The sequence below is a fragment of the Nocardioides humi genome, assembly GCF_006494775.1.
GTDB classification, from domain to species: Bacteria; Actinomycetota; Actinomycetes; order Propionibacteriales; family Nocardioidaceae; genus Nocardioides; species Nocardioides humi.
This window is the reverse complement of sequence record NZ_CP041146.1, coordinates 4,433,927-4,448,987: the sequence shown is the minus strand read 5'-3', so window position 1 is coordinate 4,448,987 and position 15,061 is coordinate 4,433,927. Positions and strand designations below refer to the sequence as shown.

Annotated in this window: 14 protein-coding genes and 1 pseudogene; 6 read left to right on the top strand and 9 right to left on the bottom strand. The window is 73.3% G+C overall.

Translation table 11 applies throughout. From position 1 onward, the window contains the following. Positions 1-4 precede the first annotated feature (4 nt). The 9 genes from FIV44_RS21615 to FIV44_RS32535 all read right to left on the bottom strand — a co-directional run bounded on the left by FIV44_RS21615 (position 5) and on the right by FIV44_RS32535 (position 9,989). Positions 5-1,504: a serine/threonine-protein kinase gene (locus FIV44_RS21615; RefSeq protein ID WP_141006244.1), complete on the bottom strand. Its 1,500-nt coding sequence runs from the start codon at positions 1,502-1,504 to the stop codon at positions 5-7. Between the two features lie 13 nt (positions 1,505-1,517). Further along, the gene (locus FIV44_RS21610) at positions 1,518-3,725 is read right to left on the bottom strand and encodes a hypothetical protein (protein ID WP_141006243.1); all 2,208 of its coding nucleotides are present in this window, start codon (positions 3,723-3,725) and stop codon (positions 1,518-1,520) included. An 82-nt stretch (positions 3,726-3,807) separates the two neighbouring features. Further along, positions 3,808-4,026 (bottom strand): KTSC domain-containing protein, encoded by a 219-nt coding sequence (locus FIV44_RS21605; protein WP_141006242.1) that lies wholly within the window; start codon positions 4,024-4,026, stop codon positions 3,808-3,810. A 26-nt stretch (positions 4,027-4,052) separates the two neighbouring features. After that, positions 4,053-4,847, bottom strand: a complete 795-nt coding sequence (locus FIV44_RS21600) for an ABC transporter permease (RefSeq protein WP_141006241.1) — start codon at positions 4,845-4,847, stop codon at positions 4,053-4,055. Next, positions 4,844-5,752 carry an ABC transporter ATP-binding protein gene (locus FIV44_RS21595; protein ID WP_141006240.1) on the bottom strand — a complete coding sequence of 303 codons (909 nt, stop codon included), beginning with the start codon at positions 5,750-5,752 and terminating at the stop codon, positions 4,844-4,846. Before FIV44_RS21595 ends, FIV44_RS21600 begins: the two co-directional genes overlap by 4 nt. A gap of 52 nt (positions 5,753-5,804) precedes the next feature. Beyond that, positions 5,805-6,995 carry an ABC transporter permease gene (locus FIV44_RS21590; protein WP_141006239.1) on the bottom strand — a complete coding sequence of 397 codons (1,191 nt, stop codon included), beginning with the start codon at positions 6,993-6,995 and terminating at the stop codon, positions 5,805-5,807. After that, complete coding sequence (locus FIV44_RS21585) at positions 6,992-7,891, bottom strand: ABC transporter ATP-binding protein (protein ID WP_141006238.1); 900 nt, start codon at positions 7,889-7,891, stop codon at positions 6,992-6,994. The genes FIV44_RS21590 and FIV44_RS21585 overlap by 4 nt, the downstream gene beginning before the upstream one ends. A gap of 84 nt (positions 7,892-7,975) precedes the next feature. After that, a complete protein-coding gene (locus FIV44_RS21580) occupies positions 7,976-8,629 on the bottom strand; it encodes a response regulator (protein ID WP_281285883.1) in 654 nt (217 codons plus the stop codon). Positions 8,630-8,633: 4 nt separating this feature from the next. Further along, positions 8,634-9,989, bottom strand: a complete 1,356-nt coding sequence (locus tag FIV44_RS32535) for a sensor histidine kinase (RefSeq protein WP_141006236.1) — start codon at positions 9,987-9,989, stop codon at positions 8,634-8,636. Positions 9,990-10,582: 593 nt separating this feature from the next. Here FIV44_RS32535 and FIV44_RS21570 point away from each other — a divergent pair. The 6 genes and pseudogenes from FIV44_RS21570 to FIV44_RS32530 form a co-directional block, all read left to right on the top strand. Further along, positions 10,583-11,401, top strand: coding sequence for an HNH endonuclease signature motif containing protein (locus tag FIV44_RS21570; RefSeq protein ID WP_181410752.1), 819 nt, complete (start codon positions 10,583-10,585; stop codon positions 11,399-11,401). A gap of 474 nt (positions 11,402-11,875) precedes the next feature. Beyond that, on the top strand, positions 11,876-12,238 hold the full coding sequence (gene flgB / locus FIV44_RS21565) for a flagellar basal body rod protein FlgB (protein WP_141006234.1): 363 nt from the start codon (positions 11,876-11,878) through the stop codon (positions 12,236-12,238). Next, on the top strand, positions 12,238-12,630 hold the full coding sequence (locus tag FIV44_RS21560; RefSeq protein WP_141006233.1) for a flagellar basal body rod protein FlgC: 393 nt from the start codon (positions 12,238-12,240) through the stop codon (positions 12,628-12,630). Before flgB ends, FIV44_RS21560 begins: the two co-directional genes overlap by 1 nt. After that, entirely contained in the window at positions 12,630-12,956 is a 327-nt protein-coding gene (gene fliE / locus FIV44_RS21555) for a flagellar hook-basal body complex protein FliE (protein ID WP_141006232.1), read from the top strand. Before FIV44_RS21560 ends, fliE begins: the two co-directional genes overlap by 1 nt. 6 nt (positions 12,957-12,962) lie before the next feature. Next, entirely contained in the window at positions 12,963-14,552 is a 1,590-nt protein-coding gene (gene fliF, locus FIV44_RS21550) for a flagellar basal-body MS-ring/collar protein FliF (protein WP_141006231.1), read from the top strand. After that, positions 14,549-15,019 (top strand): annotated as a pseudogene (locus FIV44_RS32530) (flagellar motor switch protein FliG); the annotation flags it as partial. The gene fliF and the pseudogene FIV44_RS32530, both read left to right, overlap by 4 nt. Positions 15,020-15,061 lie beyond the last annotated feature (42 nt).

Below are 15,061 nucleotides of genomic sequence, written 5' to 3'. Positions count from 1 at the left end.
GGCGTCACCCGCCGGCGGGATCTCGGAGCTTGGCGAGCCGATACTCCTCCTCGAGGATCCGCTCGCCCTCCTCGTCGCGGACGGTCACCCTCGCCTCGGTCGCCCGGTCGGCCACCGGGAAGCCGCCGGCGCAGGTGCCGCTGGGGCAGAGGCCGTCGTACTCGCTGGTGGCCTCGTGCTGCCCGATCTCGACGGTGCCGTCGCCGGCCACCTTCCTGCGGGTCCGGGCGACGTCGGCCGCGTACTCGCCGTCCACGGCCAGGCGGAGCTCCACGGTGACCGACGCGCCGGCCTCGAGGCCGTCCAGGTGCACGTCGAACCACCCGCACGGCACCTCGACGTCACGGCCCTCGACCGTCCGCACGAAGCGGCACGGGCCGTCCACGGCGACGAGGTCGACCACCGGCACCGCGGGGCTCGTGGGGGGCGTGGTCGGCGGCGTGGTCGGCGGCGTGGTCGGCGGGGTCGTGGACGGTGTCGTCCCCGACCGGGCCGGTCCCGCCGAGGACGGCTCGTCGCGACCCAGCAGCCACCAGCCGCCTCCGCCGAGGACCAGGACCGCGGCGACGACGGCGGCCAGGACCGGCAGCGCCCGGCGTCGCCCGGACGGAGCCGACGGCGGCGGTGGAGGAGGAGGAGGCGGTCCCGTGACCGTCGTCGGTGCGCTCGGCGCGGGAGCCGGCGTGCCGGCGTCCACCCAGGCCCGCAGCGCCTCGGCGACGTCGGTGGCGCGCGGGTACCGGTCCTCGGGCGCCTTGGCCATGCACCGCCCGATGATCGCGTCGAGCCCGTCGGCGCGCTCGACGCCGGCCGGCAGGGTGGGCACCGGGTCGTTGATGTGGGCGTTCGCGGCCTGGAAGCTGGTGCCGTCGTACGGCGGCCGGCCGGCGAGCAGGTTGTAGAGCAGGCAGCCGAGGGCGTAGATGTCGGTGGCCTCGGTGGCCGCCCGGCCGAGGTGCCGCTCGGGCGCCATGAACGGCGGGCTGCCGGGCACGCCGCCGGTGACGGTGAGGGCGGTGTCGTCGGAGGTCGCGATGCCGAAGTCGGCGAGCACCGGCCGCAGCTCCTCGCCGCGCCGCCAGAGCAGCACGTTGCCGGGCTTGACGTCGCGGTGGATCACGCCGTGGGCGTGCGCGTCGGCCAGGGCCTCGGCGACCGCGGCGGCGACGGGCACCGCGAGCGCGGGCGGCATCGGCCCGTTCCGCTCCAGCCAGCCGGCGAGGTCGCCGTCGGCGTGGAAGTCGGTGACCAGGTAGAACCGCCCGTCGCTGCTGCCGTAGTCGAAGACGACGACGATGTACGGCGACCGGACCCGCGCCAGGATCGCGGCCTCGCGCTCGAACCGGCGGACGAACTGCTCGTCGACCAGCTCCTGGCGGATCACCTTCACCGCGACGATCCGGTCCAGGACGCGGTCGCGCGCCCGGTGCACGACGCCCATGCCGCCGCTGCCGACGATCTCCAGCAGCTCGTAGCGGTCGTCGATCACGCCGAACGGTGCCATGCCCGCTCCCGTCTCACCGGGCGACCTGGAACCGGCAGGCGGGCGCGCTCGCCGTCCGGCGGCCGGGGTAGAACGGCCCGATCAGGTCCAGCGGGTCGACCGGCGACGCGGTCTGGCCGGTCGTCGTGGTCTCGGCGGCGCGGACGTTGCGGACCACGGTGGGCGGAGCCGGCCGCGGCGCCGGCCTGCGCACCGTGACCCGGACGGCCTGGCGCGACATGGCGGCGCTGAGGCCGCCCTTGCCGCGCACGCGCACGGCGTACACCCAGCGGCCCGCCTTCTTCGGCCGGTGGACGACCCGGAACCGACCCTTCTTGTCGGTGCGCGCCTTCACGGCGGTGCGGGCGAGGACGCCGGAGCGGCCGGTCAGCCGGACGGCGTACAGCTCGACCGTGCGCCGGCCCTTGGGCCGCACGCGTCCCTCGATCACGAACGGCCGGCCCGCGACCGCCGCCCGGCTGCGCTTGCGGAAGGCGACGGCGGGGGTGGCGACGACCCGGAACGAGCCGGTCGACTCCGGCAGGCCGTTGGCGCCCGTGGCGACGACGGCGACCCAGCCGCTGCTGGTGACGGGGATCGGGACCGTGGTCACCCCGGGACCGCCGAGCCCGGTGAAGACGGGCGGGCCGGCCGTCGGGGCGTTCTCGACCGGGGACAGGTGGACGGAGTACACCCCGCTCCGGGCGAGGCGGATCTGCTCGTGGGCGACGAAGGGGTACGCCGGCTGGCTGACCGCGCAGCCCTCGCGGGCGCCGACGAGGGGGTCCACGAGCCGGACGAAGTCGACCGCCGACGGGCGCAGGCTCCACAGGCCCGCCGGGTCGGTCGTGACGACCTGGAGCTGGGAGACGCCACCGCCGCCGCGGCGTCCGACGATGCACGCCGTGACCCCCGGCGGCAGCGCGCCGCCCGCACCGCAGAGCGGGATCCGCTCCTGGAGGCCGGGCCGGCTGCGGAAGACGACCAGCTCCGCGGCCGGCCGGGCGTCGCGGACCTCGAGGTGGAGCGTCGCCACGACGGGCGGGCTCACGATGCTGACCGCCGGCTGGAGGTCGCCGGTCTGGGTGATCGTCGTCCCCTCCTGGAGCACGACGCCGGCGGCGGCCTGCTGCGGCGCGAGGACGGCGATCTGGGGATCGGTCGCGGAGGTTCCCGGCACGCAGGGACGGGCGAGATCGGTGGCGGGCCCGGTGCCGCCGCAGGACGCGGTGCCGAGCCGGGCGCCGGCGCTCAGGTCGGCGGTGACCGGCGTGGCGCCGGCGATGCTGAGGCCGCCGGCGCGGACCTCGACCCGGCCCTGGCCCGCGTGCGCGTCGTAGGCCACGTTGAGCGCGCTCGCCCCGGCACCTGCGGACTTGAGCACGGTGCCGCGGTTGTCGAAGGCGGCCAGGTCGGTCGCGGGTCGTCCGTTGGGCTTGCCCTCGAAGACGCTGGCGTCGCCGGCGAGCTCGACGACACCGCCGGTCTCGACGGCGATCGTCGTGTCGCGGTCGGCGGCGACGTACCCCGGACCGGCGATGCGCAGCCGGCCGCCGGAGGCGACCCGGACGGTGTAGCCGTCCGACAGGTTCACGCCGCGGCCGAGGACCTCCACCAGCCCGCCGGCGTCGACGCGCAGCGTGCCGGTCGTCGCGGCCGGGCAGGCGGCGACCGCCTCGCCCGCCGGGAAGTCGGCGCAGTGGTCGTTGTCGAGGGTGCCGACGCCGAAGCCGGTCTCACCCCACACCACCCGGCCCCGCACGTCGATCCGCCCCGGGCCGCCCAGGGTGCTGCCGCGCAGCCGGAGGGTCGCCGACGGGTGGATCGTGGAGCCGTGGCTCGCCGCCGCGCCGTACACCATCACCCGGGCGCCGGTCGCCACCAGCGTCGCGTTCGCGACGTCCAGCGCCAGCACGTGCACGTGGGCGTTCCCGTCGAGGGTGATGGTCACCGGCGAGGCGGGCTGGATGCAGACGAAGCCGCGTGTGCTGTCGTCCGTCTCGGGTCTGTTCCCGTAGTACGTCGGAACGTCGTGGTCGATCGCGGCGCCGGCCACCTGCCAGTGGGCCGGGTCCGTCCACGCCCCGTCGCCGCCGACCCAGGTGAACCGCACCTGGCCGGGGCCGAGCGCACCGGTGCACCCGGTCGCGGCGACCGCCGGCGCGGCGGTCCCCAGCACGGCCAGCAGCGTGCCGGCCAGCACCCCGCACGTCAGCAGCGCGAGCGCCTGCAGCCTCGTCATGCCCACCCCCACAGGTCAGCCCGAGACCACCTGCCAGCGTAGTGTCCGCGGCGGCTCCGGTCAGCCGGACGCGAAGACCGGCTCAGTCCACGCGGCGGACCTCGTGGGCGAGCACCTCCTCGTGCCACTCCGTCCACGGGTGCGGCGAGTCGAGCAGCCCGAGGAAGACCTCGGGCGCGACGTCGAGGTAGTCGTAGAGGCCGCCGTGGCGGAACCGGACGCGCAGGACGCGCGCCCCGGCGTCGTACCCGATCTCCTGGAGCGCCTTCGAGCGGCGCAGCTGCTGCATCTCGACGTCCACGGGTCCGACTCCTCTCGAGGTCGGCCTCAGCCGATGTCGCGGCGCAGGGTGGTCAGGCGGCCGATCACCGCGAACACGAGGGCGTACCCGATCAGCACCAGGGCGGCCGCCCAGCGCGGCAGCAGGTCGGTGTCGCCGCCGGTGCCGCCGAGGAAGGAGGCGCCGATGAGGGAGTCGGCCGCCCCGCCGGGGAGGTACGACGCCACCCGGGCCAGCGCGTCGACCTGCGCGAGCACGATCCGGGCGATCGGCTCGACGAACTGGGTGAACGCGAGGATCACCACGATCGCCGCGACCTGGTTGGACAGGATCGTGCCGAAGGCGACGCCGATCACCGCCCACAGCGCGACGACCACGACGCCGAGGACCAGCCCGGCGAGCACGTCGCCGTCGCCCAGGTAGGCGCCGTCGCCCTGGATCGCCAGCAGCGGCGCGCCGCCGGCCACGGTCGCGGCGACGCCGACGACGCCCGCCGCGAGCCCGATCGGCACGACGGACAGCAGCTTCGCGACCAGGAACCGGGTGCGGTCCGGCTCGACCAGCAGGCTCTGGGTGATCGTCTTGTGGCGGAACTCGGTGGTCATCGCGAGACTGCCGATGACCAGCGGGAAGACGTAGCCGACGCCGTTGATCAGGGAGTACGTCGCCCGGGCGGCGTCCTCGCCGACGAGCGGCGGCTCGGACCCCTCCGGCACGAACACGAAGGATGCCGACACCGCGGCGGCGACGAACGCGAGGTAGGCGATCATCACGATCAGCAGCAGCCACCAGATCCGGGTGCTGACCAGCTTGCGGTACTCCGCCAGGAGCGCGGCCCTCATCGGTCCTCCTCCCCGGTCTCCGGTCGGGTGAGCTCGAAGAACAGCGCCTCGATGTCGACATCGCGCCGGACCAGCTCGTGCAGCTCGATCCCGGCCGCGTAGGCCGCGGCGCCGAGCTCTGCGGCGCTCGCGCCGTCGACGACCAGGCCGTCGCCGTCCGGGCCGGCGGTCCAGCCGCGGTCGGCCGCGAGCGCGGCGACGGCGTCGGGACGCGGCGCGACGACGTACGCCGCCGGCGTGGTGCGGGTGCGCAGCTCGGCCAGCGAGGAGGCGTGCCGGAGCCGGCCCTGCGCGATGATCACCACGTCGTCGACGCTGGCCTCCACCTCGCGCAGGAGGTGGCTGGACACCAGCACGGTGCGGCCCTCGTCGGCGAACTGCCGCAGCAGCCGGCGGATCCAGACGATGCCCTCGGGGTCCAGGCCGTTGGTCGGCTCGTCGAGCACGATCACCGGCGGGTCGGCGAGCAGGGCGGTGGCCAGGCCGAGCCGCTGGCGCATCCCCATGGAGTACTTGCCCACCCGCTGCTTCGCGGCGTGGTCGAGGCCGACCGCCTCGAGCACCTGCCGGCAGCGGGTCCGCGGGACGCCGACCTGCGGCGCGAACACCTCCAGGTGCGCCAGCCCGGTCCGGCCCGGGTGGAAGCTGGACGCCTCCAGCGCGGCTCCGACGATCCGGCCGGGCTGGGCGTGGAGGGGGTACGGGCGGTCGCCCACCAGCGCCCGGCCCGCGCTCGGGCGGGTGAGCCCGAGCAGCATCCGCAGGGTCGTGGTCTTCCCGGCGCCGTTGGGCCCGAGGAAGCCCGTGACCGCGCCGGGGCGGACGGTGAACGTCAGGTCGTCGACGGCACGGACCCCACCGAACTGCTTGGTGAGCCCGTCGACCGTCAGGGAGGGGGCAGTCATGTCTCTCACCCTTTCATCAGAACGTCGGATCGCACGTCATGCCGGAGCCGGCTCACTCGGCGGCCGTCCAGGCCTGCTTGAGCGTCACCCGTCCCTGGGTCTGCAGCAGGGCCCGGCGATAGATCCGCTCGGCGAGGATCACGGTCGCCGCCATGGCCGCGAGCAGGATCGCGATAGCGGCGGCCGGCTCCCAGACGGCGGCCTCGCCGTTGAGCACCCGGATCGGCATCAGCACGACGGAGAACGGGGGGACGTAGGACGCGATGGTCTGGACGACCCCTTCGAAGAGGAACGCCCCGAAGAAGACGCCCATCATCACGAAGCTGAGCGGGGCCGCGGTGGTCTGCAGGTCCTCGGCGCGGCTCGCGAGCGCCCCGGCCACCGCCCACCAGCAGGCGATGAAGAGGAAGCCGACGAGGAAGAACACGGCGAACCACCCGATGCCCGCGGAGATCCCGGACAGGAACGAGGAGTACTCCGTGAACGAGATGCCCACCAGGCCCACCGCGACGATGAGCGCGGTCTGTCCCAGCGCCAGCAGGGTGTTGCCCGCGATCTTGCCGATCAGCAGCTGCCGCACCGGGATCTTGGTCGTGATGATCTCGACGATCCGGTTCGCCTTCTCCTCCACGACACTGCCCGACAGGGTGTAGCCGAAGCTGAGCGCGGCGAAGTAGAAGAGGAAGGCCAGCAGGAACCCCATCGCCCGCGCGAAGTCCTGTCGCTCGGCGTCGCCCTCGAGCAGGACGGTGCCGACGGCGCTGCCCTGCCGGAGCTCCTCCAGCGACGTGCCCGCCCGCTCGGCGTTGGTGGTCAGCGCGGCATCGCGGATCACGGTCTCCGCGGCGGCTGCCAGGTCGCCCGACACGTCCTTGCGGCCGACCAGGGTCCAGCCGTCGTCGGCGGGCCGCAGCAGGACGTCGGCGTCGTCGTCCTCGAGCGCGAGGACGCCGACGTCGTCGGACGCGACCTCCACCACCTCGACCTCCAGGCCGTCGTCGACCTCGGGGACCTCGCGCTCGAGCAGCTCGGCGGTGGCGGCGCCCTCCGCGGTCGCCGCGACGGTGACGGTCTCGGTGCGGTCCTCGGACCAGATCGTCCAGCCGATGAAGCCGACCAGGAGCACCAGCGTGATCAGGATGCCGATGAGGAAGGACTTGTCGGTGAGCCGGGTGAGGACCTCGCGGCGGGCGACGAGCAGCCAGGGCCGCTCGGCCGGCCGGCTCTCGATGGTGTCCGTCATGCGGTGACCTCCCGGTAGATCTCGGACAGCGGCGTGCGGACGGTGGCGAGCTCGCGGACCTCCCCGCGGTCGAGGCCGGCGGTCAGGATCGCGCGGCGTACGGCGTCGGCGGCCGGCAGGTCGTGATCGGCCAGCTCCACCAGGGCCTCGGGCCCGTCGACGTCGAGGACGTGGACGCCCGGGACGTCGCGGATCCACCCGGCGTCCCGGTCGGTGACCACCCGGAGCCGCTCGGGACCGCGGGCGCGCAGCTCCTCGACGCTGCCCTGCGCGACGACCTCGCCGGCGCGGAGCACGACGAGCCGGTCGCAGAGGCGCTCGACGAGGTCGAGCTGGTGGCTGGAGAAGAGCACGGGGACGCCGCGGGCGGTCTCCTCGCGGAGCAGGTCGACCATCGAGTCGACCGCGGCCGGGTCGAGGCCGGAGAAGGGCTCGTCGAGGATCAGCGCCTGGGGCCGGTTGAGCAGCGCGGCGATGATCTGCACCCGCTGCTGGTTGCCCAGGCTGAGCTTCTCGACCCGGTCGCCGCCGCGGTCGGCGAGGCCGAACCGCTCGAGGCTCTCCGACGCCGACGCCCGGGCCTGCGCGGCGGGCAGCCCCGAGAGCTCCCCGAGGTAGACGAGCTGGTCGAGGACCTTCTGCTTGGGGTAGAGGCCCCGCTCCTCCGGCATGTAGCCGAAGCGGCGCCGGTCGGCTGCCGTGATCGGACGGCCCTGCCAGAGCACCTCGCCCGCGGAGATCCCGAGCAGGCCCATGATCATCCGCATCGTGGTGGTCTTGCCGGCGCCGTTGCCCCCGACGAAGCCCGTCAGCATGCCGTCCGGGACATCGAACGACACGTCGTCCACCACGGTCCGCTCGCCGAACCGGCGGGTCAGCCCCCTCGTCTCGATCATGGCGTCCACGCTAGGGATCCCGGCGCGCGATGTGATCCGTCGCGAGGAGGGGATCCGCCTCCGTCGTACGACGGAGGCGAGGGTCTAACCGGCGAGGCCGACCCGGTGCGCGAACACCACCGCCTGCACACGGTCGCGCAGGTGGAGCTTGGCCAGGCAGTTCGAGACGTGGGTCTTGACCGTCGCCTCGCCCAGGACGAGCCGCTCGGCGATCTCGGCGTTGGACAGGCCCTCGCCGAGCAGCCGCAGCACCTCGCTCTCGCGCTCGGTGAGCCGGTCGAGGAGCCGCGCCTCCTCCGGAGCGGGCTCGGCGGCGGGAGCCTGCGCGGCGGCCATCTCGGCGATGACGCGGCGGGTGACCTCCGGGGAGAGCAGCGCGTGCCCGCGGCCGACCGCGCGCACCGCCTCGATCAGCTGCTCCGCCTCGGCGTTCTTGAGGAGGAAGCCGCTGGCTCCGGCCCGGAGGGCGTCGAAGAGGTAGTCGTCGCGGTCGAAGGTGGTGAGGATGACGACCCGACCGAGGTCCTCGGCCACCAGGTCGGCGGTGGCGGCGATGCCGTCGACGCGCGGCATCTGCACGTCCATGAGCACGACGTCCGGGCGGAGCCGACGCGCCAGCTCGACGGCCTCGGCGCCGTCCGCCGCCTCGCCGACCACCTCGATGTCGGACTCGGCCGAGAGGATCATCCGGAAGCCGGAGCGGACCAGCGCCTGGTCGTCCGCGAGGAGGACCCGCAGGTGCTCAGTCACGGGGACCTCCCAGCGGGAGCCGGACCCGCACCCGGTAGCCGCGGGTCGTCCGGGGCCCGATCTCGACCTCGCCGCGATGGGAGGCGACACGCTCGCGGATGCCGAGATGGCCCATGCCCGAGCTCGACGTCGCCGGGCGCGGGCGGCCGTCGTCCAGCACCTCGACCTCCGCGAACGGCCGGTCGCCGGCCTCGGTGACCCGCACCCGCACCGACGCGCTCGACGCCGTCGAGTGCCGCACGACATTGGCGAGCGCCTCCTGCGCGGTCCGGTACAGGGTGAGGCCGACCGTCTCCGGGAGCCGCGCCATCGCTCCGGGGCGGTCCTCGACGATCGCGTACGACGTGCGCAGCCCGTCGTACGCACGGCTGGTGACGAGCTCCTCGATGTCGGTGGCGCCGGGGCTGCTGGTGCGCGACAGGCGCCCCGGGTCGTCGTCCGAGCGCGCCTCGATGTCGCGCAGCGTGCCGAGCAGCGAGCGCATCTGCGCGACCGCCTCGCGCGAGCTCTCCTCGATCACGCCGAGGGCGCCGGCGGCCGCCGGAGGATCCTGGTCGAGCACCCGGCGGGCGCCGGCGGCCTGGACGCCGATGACCGACACGTGGTGGCCGACGACGTCGTGCAGCTCGCGGGCGATCCGCAGCCGCTCGGCGACGACGGCCCGCTGCTGGAGGGTCGCGGTCTGCCGCGCGATGGTGCGCGCCTGCTCGGTGAGCGCCTCGCGCTGCCGGGCCCCGCGCCAGGCGACCTGGCCGCCGATGATGGCGCCGACGAAGTAGACGACGTTGACGATGAAGGTGAGCAGGATGATGGCCGGGACGGGCGGCAGGAAGCCGAAGCGCTCGTCCTCCCCCGTGGTGTCCAGCCAGGTCTGCGCGCTCTGGCCGACGGCGAACTGCCAGGCCACCCAGCAGAGCATGAAGACCAGGATGGTGCTGGTCACCAGCAGCGCCGAGCGCCGGCTGCGACCCCACGCCATCGCCGAGAACAGCCCCATGAAGTAGCAGATCTGGAGGGCCACCTGGCCCATCACCTGGGGCATGGCGACGCCGGTGACGAACATGTGGGCGGAGAGGTAGACAGCCACGGCGAGCGGGTACCGTCGCCGCAGCACCAGCGCGAGCGCCGCCGCGGACATGACGAGGTAGATCACCCACCACGGCGCGTCGACGCTGTCGAAGGCCCCCGCGCTCCGCGCCAGCTCGAGCGTGACGACGCCGGCGACCTCGAACGCCGCACCGGTGACGACGTCGCGCCGGGTGACGGCGGGGTTCCCCCGCTCCCACTCGTCGTCGACCGCGAAGTACGCGCCGAGGCGGGCGCGCAGGGCGGGACCGAGGGGAGGCACGGGCCGACTCTAGCCAGAGGATCGCCCCCGCCCGGCTGCTGCGCGCTCTGGCGGGCCGCTGGGCGGGGCTTTCGCCTGTCCACAGGCGGGGTCTGCTCGTTTCGTGGTGTCGGGGGTCGGTGGGAGAATCTGTGTCATGGATCTCGGAACCACGCCCCGTACGACGGCAGCACTGCTGTCGCGGGTCGGTGCGCGGATCCAGGCCCGTGACACCCTGCTGATCGAGGAATGGCAGGACATCGTCACCTGGGCCAGCGAGCACGTCGTCGTCGGGCCGGAGGGTGCGGCGACGATCACCGACGGGTACCTGGACACCGGGGTTCCGATCGCGGGGGACGGTGCGCCGTTGGTGTCGGAGTTCGGGTTGATGGAGCTGGTCGCGGTGCTCGGGCGTTCGCCGGACGGTGGACGGGCCTATGTGGGGCGGGTCATCGAGTGCGCCTGGCGGCTGCCTCAGGTCTATGCCGCCGTGATGACGGGTCGGCTCACCCCGTGGCGGGCCGAGCGGATCGCGGACCTCACCCACGCGCTGAGTGCTGAGGCGGCTGGGTTCGTGGACCGGCAGCTGTTCCACGCCTCCGGGGTGGGCGCAGTTGGACCGGTTGATCGCCGAGGCGATCCTCCGGTTCGACCCCGAACGCGCCGAAGCCGAACGCGCGACCGCTGCCGATCAACGCTATGTGGAGGTCGGGGACCCCGACCCCCACGGCAACACCCACGGGATCGTGCACCTCTCCGGAGTCCTCGACGCCGTTGATGGACACGACCTCGATGAGGCGATCGCCCGCCGCGCCCGTCTGCTCGGGGACCTCGGCAACGACGCTCCGCTCGATGTGCGCCGCTCGATCGCGCTCGGCGAGCTCGCCCGGGCCGACCTGATGCTCGACCTCGACGGACCCGGCCCCGGCTCACCAGGGTCCTTGGGTTCCCCGGGCCGCAAAGCGATCGTGAACGTCCACATCACCGACACCACCCTGACCGGCCACAACCCCGTCGGCCGCTGGGACGAAGGCCGGTGCCCGATCTCGAGCGAGCAGATCCGCGAGTGGCTCGGCACCGCCTCGACCGTGATCGTGCGACCGGTGATCGATCTGGCCGACCACATCCCGATCGACTCCTACGAGATCCCCGAGCGCCACCGCGTCCACATCGCCCTGCGCGACCACACGTGCCGGTTCCCCCACTGCACCAGACCAGCCACCCGCTGCGACCTCGACCACGCCCGACCCTACGGCGAGGGCGGGCCTACCTGTCCGTGCAACGAGGTGGCCCTGTGCAGACGCCATCACCGGGCGAAGACCCACTCCGCGTGGTCCTACGACATCGTGATGCCCGGCTCGTACGAGTGGACCAGCCCGAGCGGCTTCCGATTCCGGGTCGACCACCACGGCACCCACCCACCGGACGAGTGACTCCAACGCCCCGCACCCCGCACACCCGACGGTTGCGGGGATGCAGGCGTGTCCAGACCCACTCTCAGCGCTGCGATCCCGCGAATCCCGCAACCAAAGGCCGACGACCATCGGCGACCCCACGGCCAGCAGCGAACCCAGCCAACCACCGTGACCCCAGCGGACCGCAACCACGTCATCGGTAATCAAAGACCCGGCACCGAGCAAACCCGCAGGCCGAGCAGATCACCCAGCAGCCGCCGCAGCAGCGACCGCGCCGGGCATCCCCAGACGACCGAGCTCTCCTCGTCCTGGACGACGATCCGGGCGATCGGTCGGGATAGTCGGGACCAAGTCCCAGGAGGCAGGCCTCAGGTCACAGGCGGGGGGACCGATCAGGCACCTGAGCGACGGATTGCTCACCCCCTGCCGATGGACCGGCGCCGATCGTCGCACCGCGAGGTGCCTCGCCGGATCCTCCCCAGGAGATCGACCGTGTCCTTCGCAGCGTCCGACGCCGTCGGCTTCGTGTTGCACTCCGCGATCAACGGGCTGTCCCAGCGGCAGCAGGTGATCGCCGACAACATCGCCAACGTCGACACCCCCGGCTTCCGCGCACGCAGCGTCGAGTTCGAGACCGCGCTGTCCCGGGCGATCGAGCGCGGCCGCGCCACCGTCGGCGAGCTCACCGCGACGACCTCGCCGACGAGCACCCCGGTCGGCGCCAACGACAACAACGTCGACCTCCGCAAGGAGTCGATCGCGGCCATCCAGACGCAGTACCAGTACCAGATCATGGGCCGCGCGATCAGCGACCGCGACTCGCGGCTCAGCGTGATGGCGGGCGGTGCGGCCTGATGGGCGCGTTCGAGACGCTGCGCATCGCGAACACCTCGCTCGGCGCGCACCAGGTCTGGCTCGACGCCCTGGCCGGCAATATCGCCAACGCCAACACGGTCAAGCGGACCGACGAGGCCGCGTTCCGCGCGACGTACGTCGTCTTCGACCCCCGCGCGGACGGCGGGGTCGACGTGGAGGGGTTCGCCCAGGGTGACGCCGAGGGCCGGCTGGTCCACTCGCCCGACCACCCGCTCGCGGACGAGGACGGCTACGTCCGCCTCCCCGACCTCGACATGTCGGCGCAGATGAGCCAGCTGGTGATGGCGCAGCGCGGCTACCAGGCGTCGGTGCAGGTCACCAAGACCGCGCAGGACACCTACACCGCCGCGCTCCAGATCGGGGCCCGCTGATGGAGATCACGCCCCTGCAGTTCCCGTCCGTGTCCGGAACCGGCAGCATCGGCTCGATCGCGGCGCCCACCCCCGCCGAGCGGGCGACGCCGGCGACCGGCCCGGACACCGAGTTCGGCTCGCTCGTGCTCGACGGCCTCGACCGGCTCGAGGGGCTCACCGACAAGGCCGACGGGCTCGCGGTGCAGGCGGCCACCGGCAAGCTCGAGAACATCCACGACTACACGATCGCCGCCAGCGAGGCGTCGGTCGCCAGCCAGCTCACCGTGGCACTGCGCAACCGCGCGGTCGAGGCGTTCAACGAGATCATGCGGATGCAGGTCTGATCCGCGATGCAACATCGCCTCACGCAGTACCTCACCCGCGTCCGCGACACCTTCGCCGGCTTCACCGCGGGCCAGAAGGCCGTCGCCGTCATCGGTACGGCGGCCCTGCTGATCGCCGTGCTCATGGTGTTCCGCTGGGTGTCGACCCCGAGCTACGCGCCGCTGTACTCCAACCTGTCCGGCGCCGACGCCAGCGCGGTCATCGAGGAGCTCGACGCGCAGGGCGTCTCGTACAAGATCACCGGGGGCGGCGGGACGATCATGGTGCCGCGCTCCAATGTCTACAGCACCCGGATCACGCTCTCCGGCAAGGGCCTGCCGGCCAGCGGCGACGGCGGCTACAGCCTGCTCGACAAGCAGAGCCTGTCGACCTCGGAGTCGCAGGAGCAGACCAACTTCAAGCGCGCGATGGAGGGCGAGCTCAGCAAGACCGTCGAGGCCATCCACGGCGTCGACAAGGCGGTCGTGCACCTCGCCATCCCCAAGAAGCAGGTCTTCACCGACGAGCAGTACCCACCGACGGCGTCCGTCCTCATCGCCACCGAGCGCGGCAGCTCCCTCGACGAGGAGCAGGTCCAGGCGATCGTCCACCTGGTCGCGTCCAGCATCGACGGCCTGGACCCGAAGCGGGTCACCGTCACCGACGCCAGCGGCAAGCTGCTCACCGGCGACAGCACCGACGGCGGCAGCGGCGCCGCGTCGGCCCGCACCAAGCAGGTCAAGGCGTTCCAGGACTCCATGCAGGCCGAGATCCAGTCCGTGCTCGACCGGGTCCTCGGACCCGGCAACTCGACGACCACGGTCACCGCGGACCTGGACTTCGACAAGTCCGTGACCGACAGCCGGAGGTACGAGGCCGAGGAGGGTACGCCGCCGCTGTCGGAGTCGACGTCCAACGAGACCTACACGGGTCCGGCCGGGGCGGGCACCGACGGCGCCGGCGGCACGGTCGGCCCCGACGGGCAGATGGACCCGGCGACCACGGGCACCGGCGACTCGTCGTACAAGAACACCTCGAAGACCCGCGACAACGCCGTCGGCGAGACCGTCGAGCACCGGGAGAAGGCGCCGGGCTCGGTCAACAGCCTGCACATCGGCGTCGTGCTCGACGCGACCGCCGCGGCCGCGGTGCAGCCGCAGGTCGTCAAGGACCTGATCAGCAGCGCCGTCGGCATCAAGGCCGACCGGGGCGACACGATCGACGTGTCCACGATGGCCTTCGACCGCAGCGCGGAGGAGGCCGCGGCCGCCGAGCTGCAGGCCGCACGCGACGCCGACGCGGCCGCGCGCCGCAACAGCCTGCTGCGCAATATCGGCATCGCCGGCGGCATCGCGCTGATGGTGCTGCTCGCGTGGCTGCAGGCCCGGCGCCGGGCGGCCGCCCGCGACGAGGCCCGGGCGTACCTGGTCGAGCAGCTGCGCGGCGACGCCGCGAGCCGCACCGCCCAGCTGGAGGCCCCGGCCCTGGCCGCCCTCGAGTCCTCGGAGCAGGACGAGGAGGAGTCGATGCGCGACGAGCTCATCGCGCTCGTCGACCGGCAGCCCGACGACGTCGCCGCCCTGCTGCGCGGCTGGCTGGTGGAGCCGCGCCCATGACCCTCATGGCGACCTCCGGGCCGACCCTCGTCTCGATGGGGGTCCGCAAGGCGGCGGTCCTGCTCATCCAGCTGGGCAAGGAGCGGGCCGCCCAGGTGATGGCGCACCTCAGCGACGCCGAGGTCGAGGCGATCTCCGCCGAGATCGCCCGGCTCGACGCGGTGTCGGCGACGGAGACGTCGCAGGTGCTGACCGAGTTCCACGACCTCGCCACCGCGCACGCGCACGTCACGCAGGGCGGCTTCGGCTTCGCCCAGCAGCTGCTCGAGCAGTCGCTCGGCCCGGAGCGCGCGAAGGAGATCATGGAGCGGCTGCACGCGGCCGCCGCCCAGATGCCCTTCCAGTTCCTGCACCGGGCGGATCCCGCGCAGCTGCGCAGCTTCATCGCCGACGAGCACCCGCAGGTGATCGCCCTGGTGCTCGCGCACATGGCCGCCGACAAGGCGTCCCTGCTGCTGAGCGGGCTCCCGGCCCACCAGCAGGCGGTCGTCGCGCACCGGATCGCCGTG

What these genes read in the sequence shown, in the direction of transcription:
- FIV44_RS21615 (WP_141006244.1), bottom strand. Translation starts at nt 1,504, where the DNA reads ATGGCACCGTTCGGCGTGATCGACGACCGCTACGAGCTGCTGGAGATC.
- FIV44_RS21610 (WP_141006243.1), bottom strand. Translation starts at nt 3,725, where the DNA reads ATGACGAGGCTGCAGGCGCTCGCGCTGCTGACGTGCGGGGTGCTGGCC.
- FIV44_RS21600 (WP_141006241.1), bottom strand. Translation starts at nt 4,847, where the DNA reads ATGAGGGCCGCGCTCCTGGCGGAGTACCGCAAGCTGGTCAGCACCCGG.
- FIV44_RS21595 (WP_141006240.1), bottom strand. Translation starts at nt 5,752, where the DNA reads ATGACTGCCCCCTCCCTGACGGTCGACGGGCTCACCAAGCAGTTCGGT.
- FIV44_RS21590 (WP_141006239.1), bottom strand. Translation starts at nt 6,995, where the DNA reads ATGACGGACACCATCGAGAGCCGGCCGGCCGAGCGGCCCTGGCTGCTC.
- FIV44_RS21585 (WP_141006238.1), bottom strand. Translation starts at nt 7,891, where the DNA reads ATGATCGAGACGAGGGGGCTGACCCGCCGGTTCGGCGAGCGGACCGTG.
- FIV44_RS21560 (WP_141006233.1), top strand. Translation starts at nt 12,238, where the DNA reads ATGGGCGCGTTCGAGACGCTGCGCATCGCGAACACCTCGCTCGGCGCG.
- fliE (WP_141006232.1), top strand. Translation starts at nt 12,630, where the DNA reads ATGGAGATCACGCCCCTGCAGTTCCCGTCCGTGTCCGGAACCGGCAGC.
- fliF (WP_141006231.1), top strand. Translation starts at nt 12,963, where the DNA reads ATGCAACATCGCCTCACGCAGTACCTCACCCGCGTCCGCGACACCTTC.